Origin of the sequence: Marinobacter arenosus (genome assembly GCF_019264345.1) — a bacterium.
GTDB lineage: Bacteria > Pseudomonadota > Gammaproteobacteria > Pseudomonadales > Oleiphilaceae > Marinobacter > Marinobacter arenosus.
Genome location: NZ_JAHVAO010000001.1, coordinates 3048747 through 3064986, shown reverse-complemented (window position 1 = coordinate 3064986; position 16240 = coordinate 3048747). Strand labels below are relative to the sequence as shown.

Sequence of the window (16240 nt, the reverse complement as noted above, 5' to 3'; positions counted from 1 at the left end):
GCCGGTGACCGCCCCAGCCACGGCGGCGGTCCGACCGCCACTCAGCCTGTATGTGCACGTACCCTGGTGCGTTCGAAAGTGCCCCTATTGCGACTTCAACTCCCACGCCGTTAAAGGGGACATCCCGGAAACCCAGTACCTGAGGGCGATGCTGGATGACCTCGACCAGGACCTCGAGTTTGCGGCCTCACGGCAGATAGAGACGGTGTTCATTGGCGGGGGCACGCCGTCGCTGATGAGCGGCGCGTTCTACCAGACCCTGTTCCGGGAACTCCGGTCCCGGTTGAACCTGGCTGACGAGGCCGAAATAACCCTGGAAGCCAATCCGGGCACTCTGGAGGAAGGGCGCTTCGAAGCCTTCCGCGCTGCGGGAATCAACCGGCTCTCGATTGGCGTCCAGAGCTTCCAGTCCAGGCATCTGACAACCCTCGGCCGCATCCATGACAGCACCGCCGCTCACCGGGCCATTGCCGCGGCCCGAGAGGCCGGCTTTACCAATTTCAACGTCGACCTGATGCACGGCCTGCCTGACCAGACGCCGGCAGACGCCATCGCCGACCTGGAAGCCGCCCTCAGCCACAACCCTCCGCATCTGTCCTGGTACCAATTGACGCTGGAACCCAACACCGAATTCTACAGCCGGCCACCCGACCTGCCCGACGACGACCGGCTCTGGGAGATTTACCGTCAGGGAGCGGATTACCTGAGACAACGGGGATTCCGGGATTACGAAGTGTCGGCCTGGAGTCGGCCGGGGATGGCGTCGCGCCACAACCTCAACTACTGGACGTTCGGGGACTACCTCGCCTTGGGCGCAGGGGCCCACGGCAAAATCAGCCTGGCCGATGGCAGCATCCGCCGCTACTGGAAAACCCGGCAGCCGGACGCTTACCTGAACCGGATCGGCAGCCGCACGGCGGGAGCCGAGTCGATTGCCCCCGCCGACCTGCCGCTGGAATTCCTGATGAACGCCCTCCGCCTGAGCGACGGGGTCGAAGAAACACTGTTTACCGAGCGTACGGGTTTACCGCTGACTTCAGTTGCGGTAAAACTTGATCAGTTGCGTAGAGAGAAGCTACTGGAATGGCATCGCATCCAGGCCACCGATCTGGGCCAGCGATACCTGAACAGCCTGTTGGAGCGTTTTCTGTAATGGACTGGGCAAAAGATCTTGCAGCACTGCCACGAACACTGAAGGCTTCCCTGGTTGCGGTGCTGGTGCTGCTGGGCGCCCTGCTATTGATCAATCAGCCGCTTCAAACCGGCTCGGCGCCCCAGGGCATTGTCAGCTTCCAGATGGCTGGCACGGCCGAGCAGGCGCACGCAATCGTTCGCAGCTGGGGGGCAGAAGGCGTGGCCTGGGCCCAGGTTTCGCTGTGGCTGGACTTCCTGTTCATTCCCGCTTACGTGTTCGCCCTCATTCAGCTAACCCGGCACTTGATGCGTGATCGCCCCGGAGTCCGGGAACGCATGGTCGCCCGCTGGATCCGCGCCCTGTTTCTGGCGGCGGGGTTCAGCGATGCCACCGAGAACATCCTGATGCTCAACAACTTCAACCCGCCTACCGACCTGGTCAGTGTCTCTGCCACGATCTGCGCGCTGATCAAATTCACCGGCCTTACCCTCGGAATCGCCGGACTGGTGATCATCCGGGCCGCCCGCCGCCACCCGCTGGCGCACGGATGACGGCTCACGCCCTCTCGGGTCAGTTGGTGCGGTAGAACAGCAGGTCCCAGACTCCGTGCCCCAGGCCTTCCCCGCGCTTCTCGAATTTGGTGATCGGGCGATCGTCCGGCCGCGGCGAAAATTCGCCCACCGCCTGGGTATTGGCGAACCCTTCGGATTCGCTCATTACGTCCATCATGTGCTCGGAGTAGTTTTCCCAATCCGTCGCCAGGTGGAGAATACCGCCCACCCGTAGCTTGTGGCGAAGCCGCTGTACAAACTCCGGCTGAATCAGCCGACGCTTGTGGTGTTTCTTCTTGTGCCAGGGATCCGGGAAAAACACCATCACCCGGTCAAGGCAGGCATCCGGCAAACACAGATCGATCACATCGTTGGCGTCGATGTTGTAGATCCGGACATTTTCCAGGCCCCGGTCTTCCAGTTCCTTCAGCAGCGCCCCCACGCCGGGCAAGTGAACCTCAACACCGATGAAATCCTGCTCCGGCGCTGCCTCGGCCATATCGGCCAGGGACTTGCCCATGCCAAATCCGATCTCGAGATTGAGCATGGCGTCCCGACCAAACACTTGCCGTGGATCGATCATGCCATTGTCGCGGGTCAGGCCGTATTTCGGCCAACTGCGTTCGTACGCTTTCTTCTGGCCTTCAGTCATCCGGCCCTGGCGCAGCACAAAACTGCGCACCCCTCGACGCATGGTTATCGGCGAATCCGCGACCGCGTCTTTTGGCTCTTTGGGGTCTTTCTGATCGGTCATCTGAAATCCTCAACCGCAGCTTGCGGGTCTGGTTAAACGGATTGTTGGCGACAGTTTACCAGAGACGCCGGTCTCAGGAGGATACCAGCGAACTTCTCCCCTGCTGGCGATCAAGCTGGCGATACCCGAGCGCCTCGACCAGATGCGTCTGAGCCAAGGCTTCACAGCCTTCGAGATCAGCGAGGGTCCGGGCCACCCTGAGAATCCGGTGCAGGGCGCGCGCCGAGAGCCCCAGCTTTTCCATGGCGCCCGACAGCAGGCGCTCGCCCTGCACGTCCAGCCTGCAGGCCCGGTGCAGGTCCCGGCCCGCCAGCGCCGAATTCAACTGGCCACGCGCCTCCTGACGAGCACGCGCCGAGGCGACCCGGACGGCAACGTCGGCGCTGGACTCGCCTGCCCCATCCGAGCGCATCAGCAGGTCGCCGTTCTGAACCGGCACTTCGACATGCAAATCGAACCGGTCCAGCAGCGGCCCGGAAATCTTGGACCGGTAACGCACCACCTGCTGGGGCGTACACTGGCACTCCACCGTGGGGTGTCCGCTAAACCCGCACGGGCAGGGATTCATGGCGCCCACCACCTGAAAACAGGCGGGGAAGCGCACCTGCCGTGCCGCCCGGCTGATGGCGATCTCCCCGGTCTCCATAGGTTCTCGCAGCACCTCAAGCACCCGGCGCTCGAACTCCGGTAATTCGTCAAGGAACAGTACGCCCCGATGGGCCAGGGAGATCTCCCCCGGCCGGGGACTGCTGCCCCCGCCGACCATCGCCACAGCAGACGCCGTGTGATGGGGCGCGCGAAACGGTGGCTTGCACCAGCCTTCTGCACCCGACACCAGACCAGCCACCGAATGCACGCTGGCCACCTCCATGGCAGCCTCATCGCTGAGCGGTGGCAGTATGCCGGGCAAACGGCTGGCCAGCATGCTCTTGCCGGTGCCCGGCGGCCCAAAAAACAGCAGGTTGTGATTACCGGCCGCAGCCACCTCCAGGGCGCGCCGGGGCACGCCCTGGCCGCGGACATCGGACAGATCCGGCAAATCCCGGGCACGTTCCGGCCGCAGGCGCGCGGTGGCTCGTGCCAACGGCACCAACTTTGCCCGTGCAGACAGATGCTCACACACCGTGAGCAGATGTCCGGCTGCCAGAACATCGTCGTTGCTGGCCAATGCCGCTTCCTCGGCGTTGGCGTGTGGCACCAGCAGGGACCGGCCGTCCTTACGAGCGGCCAGCACCGAAGGCAACACCCCTTTCAGCGGACGAAGTGCACCATCAAGGGACAATTCCCCAACGAATTCCAGCCGCTCGAGGCTTTCAGGGGGAATCTGGCCGGAGGCGGCCAGAATGCCCAACGCTATGGGCAAATCGAAACGACCACCTTCCTTGGGCAGGTCCGCGGGCGCGAGATTGATGGTGATTCGACGGGCGGGGAACTCAAAGCCCGCATTGAGCAGCGCACTGCGCACCCGATCCTTGCTCTCCCTGACACCGGTTTCCGGCAGACCGACGATGGACAGTGCGGGTAAGCCGCCTGAGAGGTGAACTTCGACCGTCACCGCGGGAGCAGAGACGCCGATGCTGGCGCGGGAATGAACAATAGCAAGCATGACAACCTTCCATGGTCTGTGGGCAGCGGATCAGAGAATCGGGCGCGGCGTCCTGCCGGCCCGCGGCAGGTTATTGGTCCTGCAGTTTCTGTTCGAGATCATTAACCCGGCGTTCGAGGGCGTCCACCTTCTCGCGGGTCTTCATCAGCACGGCCTGCTGGGCATCGAACTCTTCCCGGGTGACCAGCTCCAGGCGGGACAGCACCGCCATGACGGTGGCCCGAGCCTGGGCCTCAAAGTCTTCCCGGGCAGCGCGGGCCATATCGGGAACAAACTGGCCAAACTGGCCCTGCAACTGGGAGAAAAAATCCTGCGGACCTTTCACACATCACCTCGCTGATTCAAATAATGGACGATTCAGACCAAAGACAGGGCCCCAACCGCTTCGCGGGAGTGTATCACACCGCAGCCCCTGCCATACTGTATCCGGTCGACGGTATAATGCTCGACGACCCCCGGATCGGGCCCGCTCTAATTTGGCTCATTCCGGAGCAAGGCGCCCATTTTTGGTGCATGCTTTTGCTCCAATCTGGGACAGTCATTAGGTAACACACTGTTATCAAATGTTTTTTTTGCGTTGGCACATACGATGCTACAGGTCTCGCACGCAATCCGCACAATTGGTGTGCGAGGTGGCAGCATCCCGAACTCAACAAATGGCCGACGGGCCCGCTCTGTTGAGACGGCTATATCAAGGAGAAAGCAATGAAACTTGTGACAGCGATCATCAAGCCTTTCAAATTGGATGATGTCCGTGAGGCACTATCTGAGATTGGCGTGCAAGGCGTAACCGTCACTGAAGTCAAAGGCTTCGGTCGGCAGAAAGGCCACACAGAACTTTACCGTGGCGCGGAATACGTAGTGGATTTCCTGCCCAAGGTTAAGGTGGAAGTTGCCATCGGCGACAACCTGCTTGACCAGGTCATCGAGTCCATCACCAAGGCGGCCAACACCGGCAAGATCGGTGACGGCAAGATCTTCGTGACTGAACTGGAACAAGCCATCCGGATCCGGACTGGCGAAACCGGCGAAGAAGCGGTCTGATCCAGCTCGAATAAACGAACAGCCAACGCAAAAAATTTATAACCTGAAAAGCCTCGTGCGGAGGGCTTCACATGGAAAGCAATCTTAATCATATTTTCGAACTTCAGTACGCAATGGACACCTTCTACTTCCTGGTGTGCGGTGCCCTGGTCATGTGGATGGCCGCGGGTTTCGCCATGCTGGAAGCCGGCCTGGTGCGTGCCAAAAACACCACTGAAATCCTGACCAAAAACGTCGCTCTGTTCGCCGTTGCCTGTACCATGTACCTGGTTGTCGGCTACGACATCATGTACGACGGCGGCATCTTCCTGAGCGGCATCACAACCGTCGCTGAAATGGACGACGCGGCAGTTGCCGGCGTGCTGGCTGCTTCGACCGAAGCCGGTTTCGGCGACATGGGTGAGTACAGCGGTGCTTCCGACTTCTTCTTCCAGGTGGTCTTCGTGGCCACGGCCATGTCCATCGTTTCCGGTGCGGTTGCCGAGCGCATGAAGCTGTGGGCCTTCCTGGCGTTTGCCGTTGTTATGTGTGGCGTGATCTACCCGATGCAGGGCTCCTGGACCTGGAACGGTGACGCTGTATTCGGCATCTACGAGCTGAGCTACAGCGACTATGCCGGTTCCGGTATCGTTCACATGGCCGGTGCGGCCGCCGCCCTGGCTGGTGTTCTCCTGCTGGGTGCGCGTAAGGGCAAGTACGGCGCGAACGGCCAGATCAAGGCCTTCCCGGGTGCAAACCTGCCCCTGGCCACCCTCGGTACCTTCATCCTGTGGATGGGCTGGTTCGGCTTTAACGGTGGTTCTACCCTGAAGCTGGGTGGTATCGGCGTCGCCAACGAAGTTGCGAACGTGTTCCTGAACACCAACGCTGCCGCCGCCGGCGGTCTGATCGGCGCGCTGATCGTGGCCCGCATCATGTTCGGCAAGGCCGACCTGACCATGGCCCTGAACGGCGCTCTGGCTGGCCTGGTTGCCATCACTGCTGAGCCGGCTGATCCGTCTCCGCTGCTGGCGACCATCATCGGTGCCATTGGTGGTGTGATCGTGGTCTTCTCCATCGTCACCCTCGACAAGCTGCGTATCGACGATCCGGTCGGCGCCATCTCTGTCCACGGTGTGGTCGGTATCTGGGGCATCTTCGCTGTCCTGCTGTCCGACGCAGACGCGACCTTCATGGGTCAGCTCGTGGGCATGCTTACCATCTTCGTCTGGGTATTCGGCACCAGTCTCATCGTCTGGGGCATCCTGAAGGCCATCATGGGCATCAGGGTTTCCGAAGAAGACGAGTACGAAGGTGTGGATCTGTCCGAGTGTGGTATGGAAGCCTATCCGGAGTTTGTCAGCAGCAAGCCGTAATCGGCAGCTGACAGGATCAAAAAGGGCGCCCCTCGGGGCGCCCTTTTTTGTTTCTTGCTTTCGCGTTTTCAGCCTGTGCCACTGTAGAGCACATCGTCGGAGTGGCGCAGATACAGCAACAATTCCATCTGAGCCTCCTTGATATTGTCGAATGGACCCTCGACTGCCCCCTCGCGGGTCTGGAAATACCATTGTCCATTCACCAATTCGAACCGATCACTGCGAAACCAGTGACGTTCTGCCTCACCCTTGCGTACATCCATATTCCACATCTCCTGCACAGCGAACCACGGCATCGCTCACTTTCTGAGCACAACCATGAGTGTAGCCAATATGGTCAGGCTGTCGAGTCGATGTGCGCCTCAGGCTTCGCCGGGCAGGACCGGATCCTCCAGGGCATCCAGCATGAACTGGGGCATGGCCAGTGCGCCGTGATGAACACCGGCATTGTAGTAACGCGTCACGAATGGCCGGTTATCGGCGTCTTCCTCGCGGAAATAGCGGACCGGCTTGTCTTTTCCGGCCATGGTGCAGCTCCACCAGCCCGTCGGGTAGACCGGCTGCGGAAACGGCAGCGTCTGGACATGGTCAAAGCCCGCCTTGCGCATATCCTCGTGGATCGACTTGATGATGGTGTTGGTGTGCAACAACGGCGATTCGCTCTGCTGCACGATCAGACCGCCGTCACGCAGGGCCAGCATCGCATCGCGATAGAAATCAAGCGCGAACAGGCCTTCGGCCGGCCCCACCGGGTCAGTGCTGTCGATGATGATCAGGTCCAGGCTGTTCGGCTCGATGTCACGGATCCACTGAATGCCGTCGCCAAAGAAGAAATTGGCGCGGGGGTCACCATTGGATTCGCACAGCTCCGGGAAGTACTTCTCGGACATGCGCGTCACCCGCTCATCAATCTCCACTTGCCAGGCCTCTTCCACTCCAGGGTGCTTCAACACCTCCTTGAGGGTGCCGCAGTCGCCTCCACCGACGATGACCACTTTTTTCGGGTCTTTGTGGGTAAAGAGTGCCGGATGAGTCATCATCTCGTGATACAGGAAGTTGTCCCGGGTGGTCAGCATCACGCAGCCGTCCAGCACCATCAGATTGCCGAAGGTCTCGGTTTCGTAGATTTCCAGTTTCTGGAACGGTGTCTGCTCTTCGTGCAGTTTCTTTTTCACCTGCAGGGAAAACGCCGTTCCCTGGTCCTGAAACACCTCGGTAAACCAGCCTTCGTTCAATGCCGTCATCATGTTTCTCCTGCTGTGGTCCGTAAGCGGGGTCAAACCGCGTATTGTAGGGATGCCTTCCGGGCAGCTAAAGCTTTAATCACCGGGATGGGCCACGTATTTTCCACACCCGGTTCTTTTAGCGGGCGGGCGGAATCCATACAATGCGACCTAACAACGGCCTCGGTTACCGGTACCCCGCCGGCCCCGGTTTTCTGACAGGATAGCAAGCATGAGCGAATCCAGCGGCACTGCTGCTCACAAGGTTTACAACATTGCCCATTGGAGCGACGGTTACATCGGCGTGAACCGGGACGGCGAAGTCCTGATTCGCCCGGACCGTGGCCACAGCCCGGCCCGGATCAACCTGCCCGAGCTGACACGCTCGCTGACGGGCTCGGGCGTTCAGTTGCCCGTGCTGATCCGGTTTACTGACATCCTCCACGACCGGGTCAACAAGCTGTGCGATGCCTTCAACCGGGTTGCCGAAGACCAGGATTTTCAGGGTCAGTACACGGCGGTGTACCCGATCAAGGTCAACCAGCAGCACCGGGTTGTCGAGGAGCTGGTGTCCGCAGAGCCGGCCGCCAGCAAGGGCCAGATCGGTCTGGAGGCGGGCAGCAAGCCGGAGCTCATGGCGGTATTGGCCATGTCCCGACGGCCCGGCTCGGTCATCGTCTGCAATGGCTACAAGGACCGGGAATACATCCGACTGGCGTTGATCGGCCAGAAGCTGGGCCATCGGGTGTTCATCGTGGTGGAAAAGCAGTCCGAACTGCCTCTGATCCTCAAGGAAGCCAGAGACCTCGACGTGTCACCCCTGATCGGCGTGCGCGCCCGCCTTGCCACCATCGGCAAAGGCAACTGGCAGAACACCGGTGGTGAGAAGTCCAAGTTCGGCCTGTCCGCGAGCCAGGTACTGGACGTCGTTAACACACTGCGCGATGCCAACGCCCTGGATACCCTGCAACTCCTGCACTTCCACCTCGGCTCCCAGATCGCCAACATCCGGGACATCCAGACCGGCTTGCGGGAATGCGCCCGGTTCTACAGCGAATTGCGCCAGATGGGAGCGCCCATTGGCACCGTCGACATTGGTGGCGGCCTGGGCGTCGATTACGAGGGCACCCGCTCGCGCAGCAGTTGCTCCATGAACTACAGCGTGCACGAATACGCCTACAACGTGATCCACGTGCTGCAGACCGAGTGCGACCGGCACGGCCTGCCTCATCCCGACCTGATCAGCGAATCTGGTCGAGCCCTGACCGCGCACCATTCAGTGCTGGTGACCAATGTCATCGACCGGGAAGTACCGGACAATCGCGATCCCGAGGCCCCCGCCCCAGAGGCGCCGGGCCCCTTGCACGATCTGTGGCGTGACTTGCAAAGCCTGGAGGATGCCGATACCCCACGTTCGCTGGCGGAAATCTACCACGATGTCATGCACGCCATGGCCGACGTTCACGCCCAGTTCGCCCACGGCCTGCTGTCCCTGCAGGAACGGGCCGACGCCGAAACCCTCTACACACGGTGCTGCCGTATGCTGCGTAGTCAGCTCGACACGGCCAACCGAGCCCACCGGGAGATCATCGACGAGCTGAACGAGAAACTTGCGGAAAAACTGTTCGTGAATTTCTCCCTGTTCCAGTCACTGCCGGACGTCTGGGGTATCGACCAGATCTTCCCGGTCATGCCGATAAACGGGCTGAACCGGCCGCTCAATCGGCGCGCGGTTATCCAGGACATCACCTGCGACTCGGACGGCCGCATCGATCAGTATGTGGATGGCCAGGGCACCGAGACCACGCTGCCACTCCCGGAAGAGATCCCCGGGGAGCCACTGCTGATGGGCTTTTTCATGACCGGTGCCTACCAGGAAATCCTGGGCGACATGCACAATCTGTTCGGCGACACCCACTCCGTGGACGTGCGAATGGATGCGTCTGGTGGCTTCGAGATCGGCAAGCCAATCACCGGCGATACCGTGACCAAGGTACTCCGCTACGTGAACTTTGAGCCCGACGCCCTGCTGCAGGCGTATCGACAGAAACTCCAGGCCAGTGACCTGTCGGAACAGAGCCAGACGGCGTTGCTGGCGGAGCTTGCCTCAGGCCTGGAGGGGTACACCTACCTGGAAGAGTGATCGTCGCCGCCACCGCCCTCCCGGTTGCGGCGCCAGATGCCGGGTGACACACCCTGCCATTTCCGGAAGGCCCGGCCAAAATTGGAGGGATCGGTGTAGCCGAGCGTTTCGGCGATGATGTCGATCGCCAGGTCCCTGCGACCCAGTAGCTCCAGCGCCCGTTGATGACGCAACCGATCCTGCAGCTGCTGAAAGCGCACGCCCTCACCCGCCAACTGGCGCCTCAGGGTCCGGGGTGACACGTGCATCTGCTCCGCAATCTCCTCCAGCCCGGGCAACCGTCCACCCCGGGCGGATTCGAGCGCTCGCTCCACCCGGGCCGCCACCGAGGTGACCGCTTCGATGGACCGCATCTCCTGCTCACACTGGGCTTCCGCCACCCGCCGGGTGACGGGATTGGAGAGGGACATTGGCAAGTCGAGAAATCGCCTCTGGAAGCGCAGTTGATTGACGCCGCGGCCGAACTCCACCCGTTGCCCAAACAGGCCCCGGTACACCGAGCTGTCCTTCGGCTCGTCAAAGTCCAGCAGGCAGCGACCTCCCTCGATCAATCGCTGCCCGAACAGCAGCAGGTTCACGTCCATGAGTGAGGCCATCACCACTTCAATATTGAACCGGTACAGATCTTCAAACTCGTGCCCCAGCTCCAGCTGCAATACCGCCTCGTCCGCTTCGGTGAAAAAGCACAGATCCATGTACGCGAAACGGATCCGAAAATACTTGATCAGCACAGACAGCGCCTGCTGAAGGTTGTCGCAACTGATCGCGGCCTGGGCCAGGGAGCCATGGGTGGTGAATTTCAGGCGATTGCCGAATTCCAGGCCGAGCGTGTCGTCTCCGCATCGGGCGAGCGCTTCACGGCACAAGGCAGTGAACTGATCCACGGTGATGAAGTTCTCCGGGTGCCCCAGCATTGACGGTCGAATCCCTGCTGCGGCCAGCAACGACTGTCGCGACACTCCTTTGTCCTCGGCAAGCTGGCAGAGGATATCCGCATAATGGGCACGCATGACCGGCAGGGTGCCAGTGGGGCCTGGGGCTTTCATGGCGACGGGGCGCTCCGGAATTGTTTTTTTTCAAGCCTAGACCGCCCTTCCAACTTCGGCAATCACTCCCGGGACGCCGCCCATGCGGCGCTCCTGTCACTGCGCATGACTGCCCGCCGAACCGGAGCGAATTTATTTCAGCAGGAACTGATCCAGACGCACAACCACCCCGTAAATCCAGAACTGACAAACCCGGGACGAGTGCATAGAATGATGACCAGAACAAGCTCAAATCATGCGACTGTCAAGGAGCGCCCAGTGACCACACTGGAGCACAAACCGGCCAACTCCGAGGGGCGGAAAGACCCCTGGAGCCAGCTATTGCAGAAAGTGGGCAAACATCAGGATCGCGAAGCCTACCACGCGCTTTTCGAACACTTCGGGCCCCAGATCAAGTACTACGCCATGGCCAATGGCCTTGCCAGCCACGCGGAAGAACTCGTCCAGGAGGTGTTTGTGTCGATCTGGCGGCGGTCGTGTCTGTACGACTGGCGCAAGGCGGCGGCGTCCACCTGGATTTTCACCATTGCCCGAAATCAGCGCATCGACATGCTGCGCAAGATGCAGCGCACGAGTGCAGAGATGCCGGTGGAAACCGAAGACCTGTGGCAGATTCCCGGGGAAAACGAAAATGAACCGGTGACGTCGCTGCACCGTCTTATGTCTGAGCGACGCATCCGGGAGTCCTTGAGCCACCTGCCCGAAGAGCAGATTACCGTGATTGCCAAGGTGTACATGGAGAACAAGTCCCACCAGATGGTTGCCGATGAACTGGCAATCCCGCTCGGGACCGTAAAAAGCCGGGTTCGCCTGGCGTTGAACAAATTGAAAGTGATTTTGCAGGACCAGAACGTATGACACGGCATCATCCCGACAGCCTGAGTTTGATGGAATACAGCGCAGGCAACCTGAGCGAGCCCCACGCTCTCTGTATCCGGTTACATCTGGACGAATGTCCACAATGCCGTAGCCGCGTGGATACGCTCGACAGCCTGGGTGCGGTGATGATGGAGTACCAGCCGAAAGTGTCGGTGTCGGAAACCATGTTCGACGACATTCTGTCCCGAATCGACAGTGCCGCTGAAGATGAAGCGCCGCTGCCGACCATGGCGCGACTGAGCCCACTGGAAAAGCTCTTGGGCAAAGACATCAACGATCTTCCCTGGAAGCGCCAGCTCGGCGACGTCAGTGTCCTGGACATCACTGACCGGTTCCCGGGCCAGCGCGAACAGGTCGTATTGCAGAAGCTGGCAGCGGGCGGCAAAGCTCCGGTCCACACGCACCGGGGCAACGAGACAACCATCGTGCTCCAGGGTGCGTTCGCCGACCAGAAAGGTGTTTTCAACCAGTGGGACTTCGTGGTGCTGACGGACCAGGACGAGCACAAACCGGTCGCCGTCGGATGCGAAGACTGCATCACCCTGTCGGTGCTCAGTGCCCCGGTGAAGCTGACCGGCACCTTCACCCGGATGCTTAACCCGTTTATTCGCTGAACCTGTCAGTGCGCCAGAAACAAAAGGGGTGATCGATGATCACCCTTTTTTTATACCTCGTCCCCGGCATTCACCAAGGCAACTCCGATCCATCCCAGCTCAGAAAACGTCCATTGTCTTCGCGCCCGACCTCACGCAACACCGCCAAGAGATGCCCGGCGGTCTGCTCCGGCGAGTGTACCGTCAACTGAGCCAGGGACTGTCGGAACGGTTCGCTCAACGCAGACTCGGTCGTGCCCGGGTGTAACGCAAGGCAGGCAACGGGCTTGCACCGCCTCGGCAATTCCACGGCGAGGGTGCGGACCAGCATGTTCAGGGCGGCTTTGGAGCTTCGGTAGGCGTACCAGCCGCCCAGCCGGTTATCGGTGATCGAGCCGACTTTGGCCGACACCGCGGCAATCCGCTTGAACTCCCGATGCCTGAGCCAGGGGATCAGGGCTTGAACGAGCAGCGCGAAGCCCGTAGCGTTCACGGCAAAGGCCTGAGACAGGGCCTCCGCCGACAGATCCTCCAGCCGTTTCTCGGGGAATACGGTGTCCGAATGCAGCAATCCAGCGGCGTATACCAGCGTGTCGATCCCCTCCCGTTGCGGCATCACGGTTGCCAACGCCTCGGCGACCGACGTCATGGCCCCGGTGTCCGACGCATCCCAGGGCAGTAAAGTCACCCGATCCATCCCCTGCAATGCCGCCGGCGCCGTTGCCGGATCCCGGCACAGACCAACCACCTGGCTGTCCGGGTACTGATCCAGTATGGCTTGCGCCAAAGCCGCACCAATGGCTCCCGACGCGCCAGCTATGACCACTCGTTTCATGCGACTCCCCCTCGCGGAACAATCCTGGCCGCCCATGACCGGTCGCGGACGGCATTCAATCTCACTGTCGAGGACATACGAAAAATTTATCGACTGGACCGCCCCGTCCTGTGAACCACCCCATTAAAACGGGCGTATGAATCGAGTGTTCGACAGACCCACAGCGTGTCGGGCAGGCCGCCCGGCAACGACAGAAAAAAACCACGGTGAGGAGAGTATTCCATGCAATACCAGGCACCAGCGAACGACATTCGCTTCCTGCTGTTTGACGTCTTGGGCGCGGACCGGCTCCACGAACTGGAGAAGTACGCCGACGCCACACCGGATCTTATCTCTGCGGTCATTGATGAGGCCGGGAAGCTGGCGGCGGAAGTGATCCAGCCCACCAACCAGGCCGGTGACCGTGAAGGGTGCAGCTACGACCCCGAGACCCATGCGGTCACTACCCCCGAAGGCTTCAAAGAGGCCTACAACAAGTTTGTTGAAGGCGGCTGGACAGCGCTGGATGCGCCCCTGGAGTTCGGTGGCCAGGGCTTGCCCCACACCCTGAAGTTCGTGGTCGACGAGATGGTGTGTTCCACCAACCTCTCGCTGGGCATGTATCCGGGCCTGACCCACGGCGCCATCAGCGCCCTGCACGCCCACGGCTCCGAGGAGCTGAAACAGACCTACCTCGAGAAGCTGATTTCCGGGGAGTGGACCGGCACCATGTGCCTGACCGAGCCCCAGTGCGGCACCGACCTGGGCCTGATCCGTACCCGCGCCACCCCGAATGACGATGGCAGCTACGCCATTGAAGGCACGAAGATCTGGATCACCGGCGGTGAGCACGATCTGGTGGACAACATCGTACACCTGGTTCTGGCCAAGCTTCCCGGCGCTCCCAATACCACCAAAGGCATTTCCCTGTTCGTGGTACCCAAGTTCCTGCCAGACACCGGCGAGCGCAATCCGGCCTTCTGCGGTGGGCTGGAACACAAGATGGGCATTAAGGGGTCGGCCACCTGCGTCATGAACTTCGAAGGTGCCAAGGGTTGGCTGGTGGGCGAGCCCAACGACGGCATGCGCGCCATGTTCACCATGATGAACGAGGCTCGCCTGATGGTGGGCATGCAGGGACTTGGGCTGGCGGAAATGGCCTACCAGGAGAGTCTCGGGTTTGCCCGGGAGCGGCTCCAGAGCCGTTCGCTGAGTGGCCCGAAGAACCCGGACGGTCCGGCCGACCCGATCATCGTGCATCCGGATGTGCGCAGGATGCTCATGCGCCAGAAAGTTCTGAACGAAGGCATGCGGGCATTGGCCCTGTTCACCGGCCATCATCTGGACCTGTCAGTCGCCCACCCGGACGAAGCGGTCCGTGAATCCTCCGACGATCTGGTTCAGCTATTGACCCCGGTTGTGAAGGCCTTCCTCACCGATGAGGGATTCAACAACGCCAACACCGGCCTGCAGGTGCTGGGCGGCTCCGGCTTCACCACCGACTGGCCGCTCGAGCAACTGGTCCGGGATGGCCGCATCGCGCGGATCTATGAGGGTACCAACGGCATCCAGGCCATGGACCTGGTGGGCCGGAAACTGAGCCTGAAGGGCGGGCAACTGGTGCGGACACTGTTCGGGGTATTGAGCGGTTACCTCAAGGACAACCCGGAAGCGCCCTACCGGGTCGAACTCAAGAACGCGATGACGTCGCTTGAGGACGCGACCCTGTGGCTGGCAAGCAACGCGCCCAAGGATCCGGAGCAGGCCGGCGCGGCTGCAACCCCGTACCTGCGGCTGATGGCCCTGACCGTGATCGGCTACCTCTGGTCCCGCATGGCCGGTGTTGCCAAGGCGCAACTGGACGCCGGCGCGGACAACAAGCCACTGCTGGAAAGCAAGCTGGTCTCGGCCCGCTTCTTCTTCGAGAAGCTCGCGCCGGAAATCCAGTGGTTGCTGGGCGACATCAAAACCGGCAAGGACAGCCTGATGGCCTTTAACGACGATCACTGGATCGCCTGAACCGGTCATCGATCCGGGTCGTACCGGGCCCTGACCGGAAATGACCGATGCTTGGCATTTATTGACCTTCTTTGGGAACGGTGAACGTTCAACAATGAGCGGGTTGATTAGTGTCTCTGAACTAGTCCCGCCCAGCCTTCTCCGGCTTGGGCATCCTTGAAAGCCACGCCTTGCGTGGCTTTTTTTTGCCCATTTTTCGGTCTGGCCCGGGCCTGGGTTACAATTGCGCTCTTTGAATTCGTCCGGCTCCGCGCCGGACCCGACCGGAGGCCGCATGAACGCCGACGATTACGCATTCCGCTTTGGCGGCATTGAACGACTGTACGGACGCCGCGCCCTGAAGGCCTTTCGGGGCGCCCACATCGCCATCGTCGGTCTTGGCGGTGTGGGTTCCTGGGCGGCGGAATCCCTGGCGCGCAGTGGCGTTGGCACCCTCACCCTGATCGACATGGACGACATCTGCGTCTCCAACACCAACCGGCAGCTTCATGCGCTGGAACAGCAGTACGGCCGCACCAAGACGGACGCAATGGCGGAACGCCTGAGAGCGATCAACCCCCATGCGGACATCCGCGTCCATTTTGGTTTCCTGACCACCAAAAATGTCGCCGACCTCATCACCCCGGACATGACCGGTGTTATTGATGCCATCGACAGCGTCAAGGCCAAGGCGGCACTGATTGCCCATTGCCAGCGCCGCAAGCTGCCGATCGTGTGTGCCGGCGGTGCCGGTGGCCAGATGGACCCCACCCAGATACAGGTCGCGGATCTCAGCAAGACCACCCAGGATCCACTTCTGGCCAAAGTTCGTAACTTGTTGCGCCGGGAGTATGGTTTTTCCCGCAACCCCAAGCGTCGCTTCGGTATCGAAGCCGTATACTCCCTGGAGCAGCTGACGTATCCTGCCGGTGACGGCGAGGTGTGCCTGCAAAAGCCCGCCACCGATGGGCCGGTGCGCCTTGATTGCGCCTCGGGCTTCGGGGCAGCCAGTCCGGTCACCGCGAGCTTCGGATTTTTTGCGGCCTCCCGGCTGCTCAACCGTATGGCAAGGCGCGCCAATCAATAAACCATAAGGATC

General features: G+C 61.1%; 16 protein-coding genes. 9 read left to right on the top strand and 7 right to left on the bottom strand.

Annotated elements, in window-relative coordinates:
• Positions 1-4: 4 nt before the first annotated feature.
• Complete coding sequence (hemW, locus tag KXD86_RS13975; protein WP_218636609.1) at positions 5-1153, top strand: radical SAM family heme chaperone HemW; 1149 nt, start codon at positions 5-7, stop codon at positions 1151-1153.
• A complete protein-coding gene (locus tag KXD86_RS13970) occupies positions 1153-1686 on the top strand; it encodes a hypothetical protein (protein WP_218636608.1) in 534 nt (177 codons plus the stop codon). The genes hemW and KXD86_RS13970 overlap by 1 nt, the downstream gene beginning before the upstream one ends.
• 19 nt (positions 1687-1705) lie before the next feature.
• Here the strand turns inward: KXD86_RS13970 and trmB are convergent, their stop codons facing one another.
• The 3 genes from trmB to KXD86_RS13955 all read right to left on the bottom strand — a co-directional run bounded on the left by trmB (position 1706) and on the right by KXD86_RS13955 (position 4371).
• Entirely contained in the window at positions 1706-2440 is a 735-nt protein-coding gene (gene trmB / locus KXD86_RS13965) for a tRNA (guanosine(46)-N7)-methyltransferase TrmB (protein WP_218636607.1), read from the bottom strand.
• Between the two features lie 73 nt (positions 2441-2513).
• Positions 2514-4046: a YifB family Mg chelatase-like AAA ATPase gene (locus KXD86_RS13960; protein ID WP_218636606.1), complete on the bottom strand. Its 1533-nt coding sequence runs from the start codon at positions 4044-4046 to the stop codon at positions 2514-2516.
• A gap of 70 nt (positions 4047-4116) precedes the next feature.
• The gene (locus KXD86_RS13955) at positions 4117-4371 is read right to left on the bottom strand and encodes an accessory factor UbiK family protein (RefSeq protein WP_218636605.1); all 255 of its coding nucleotides are present in this window, start codon (positions 4369-4371) and stop codon (positions 4117-4119) included.
• Positions 4372-4751: 380 nt separating this feature from the next.
• Between KXD86_RS13955 and glnK the strand changes: the two genes are divergently transcribed.
• Both glnK and amtB read left to right on the top strand, forming a co-directional pair.
• Positions 4752-5090 (top strand): P-II family nitrogen regulator, encoded by a 339-nt coding sequence (gene glnK, locus KXD86_RS13950; protein WP_004578958.1) that lies wholly within the window; start codon positions 4752-4754, stop codon positions 5088-5090.
• A gap of 71 nt (positions 5091-5161) precedes the next feature.
• Complete coding sequence (gene amtB / locus KXD86_RS13945; RefSeq protein WP_218636604.1) at positions 5162-6445, top strand: ammonium transporter AmtB; 1284 nt, start codon at positions 5162-5164, stop codon at positions 6443-6445.
• Between the two features lie 68 nt (positions 6446-6513).
• Here amtB and KXD86_RS13940 read toward each other — a convergent pair whose 3' ends face one another.
• Complete coding sequence (locus KXD86_RS13940; RefSeq protein ID WP_218636603.1) at positions 6514-6708, bottom strand: DUF6316 family protein; 195 nt, start codon at positions 6706-6708, stop codon at positions 6514-6516.
• Positions 6709-6807: 99 nt separating this feature from the next.
• Positions 6808-7689 carry a polyamine aminopropyltransferase gene (gene speE / locus KXD86_RS13935; protein ID WP_218636842.1) on the bottom strand — a complete coding sequence of 294 codons (882 nt, stop codon included), beginning with the start codon at positions 7687-7689 and terminating at the stop codon, positions 6808-6810.
• A 211-nt stretch (positions 7690-7900) separates the two neighbouring features.
• Between speE and speA the strand changes: the two genes are divergently transcribed.
• The gene (gene speA, locus KXD86_RS13930; RefSeq protein ID WP_218636602.1) at positions 7901-9811 is read left to right on the top strand and encodes a biosynthetic arginine decarboxylase; all 1911 of its coding nucleotides are present in this window, start codon (positions 7901-7903) and stop codon (positions 9809-9811) included.
• Here the strand turns inward: speA and KXD86_RS13925 are convergent.
• Positions 9796-10857 carry an AraC family transcriptional regulator gene (locus KXD86_RS13925; protein ID WP_218636601.1) on the bottom strand — a complete coding sequence of 354 codons (1062 nt, stop codon included), beginning with the start codon at positions 10855-10857 and terminating at the stop codon, positions 9796-9798. The two genes, speA and KXD86_RS13925, sit on opposite strands and share 16 nt — an antisense overlap.
• A 258-nt stretch (positions 10858-11115) precedes the next feature.
• Between KXD86_RS13925 and KXD86_RS13920 the strand changes: the two genes are divergently transcribed.
• Both KXD86_RS13920 and KXD86_RS13915 read left to right on the top strand, forming a co-directional pair.
• A complete protein-coding gene (locus KXD86_RS13920) occupies positions 11116-11715 on the top strand; it encodes a sigma-70 family RNA polymerase sigma factor (RefSeq protein WP_312846294.1) in 600 nt (199 codons plus the stop codon).
• Positions 11712-12350, top strand: coding sequence for a ChrR family anti-sigma-E factor (locus KXD86_RS13915; protein ID WP_218636599.1), 639 nt, complete (start codon positions 11712-11714; stop codon positions 12348-12350). Before KXD86_RS13920 ends, KXD86_RS13915 begins: the two co-directional genes overlap by 4 nt.
• A gap of 70 nt (positions 12351-12420) precedes the next feature.
• On the opposite strand, the gene KXD86_RS13910 is transcribed toward KXD86_RS13915, so the two are convergent.
• Positions 12421-13164: an SDR family oxidoreductase gene (locus KXD86_RS13910; protein WP_218636598.1), complete on the bottom strand. Its 744-nt coding sequence runs from the start codon at positions 13162-13164 to the stop codon at positions 12421-12423.
• Positions 13165-13386: 222 nt separating this feature from the next.
• Between KXD86_RS13910 and KXD86_RS13905 the strand changes: the two genes are divergently transcribed.
• Both KXD86_RS13905 and tcdA read left to right on the top strand, forming a co-directional pair.
• Positions 13387-15162, top strand: coding sequence for an acyl-CoA dehydrogenase C-terminal domain-containing protein (locus KXD86_RS13905; protein ID WP_218636597.1), 1776 nt, complete (start codon positions 13387-13389; stop codon positions 15160-15162).
• Between the two features lie 274 nt (positions 15163-15436).
• The gene (gene tcdA / locus KXD86_RS13900; protein WP_218636596.1) at positions 15437-16228 is read left to right on the top strand and encodes a tRNA cyclic N6-threonylcarbamoyladenosine(37) synthase TcdA; all 792 of its coding nucleotides are present in this window, start codon (positions 15437-15439) and stop codon (positions 16226-16228) included.
• Positions 16229-16240 lie beyond the last annotated feature (12 nt).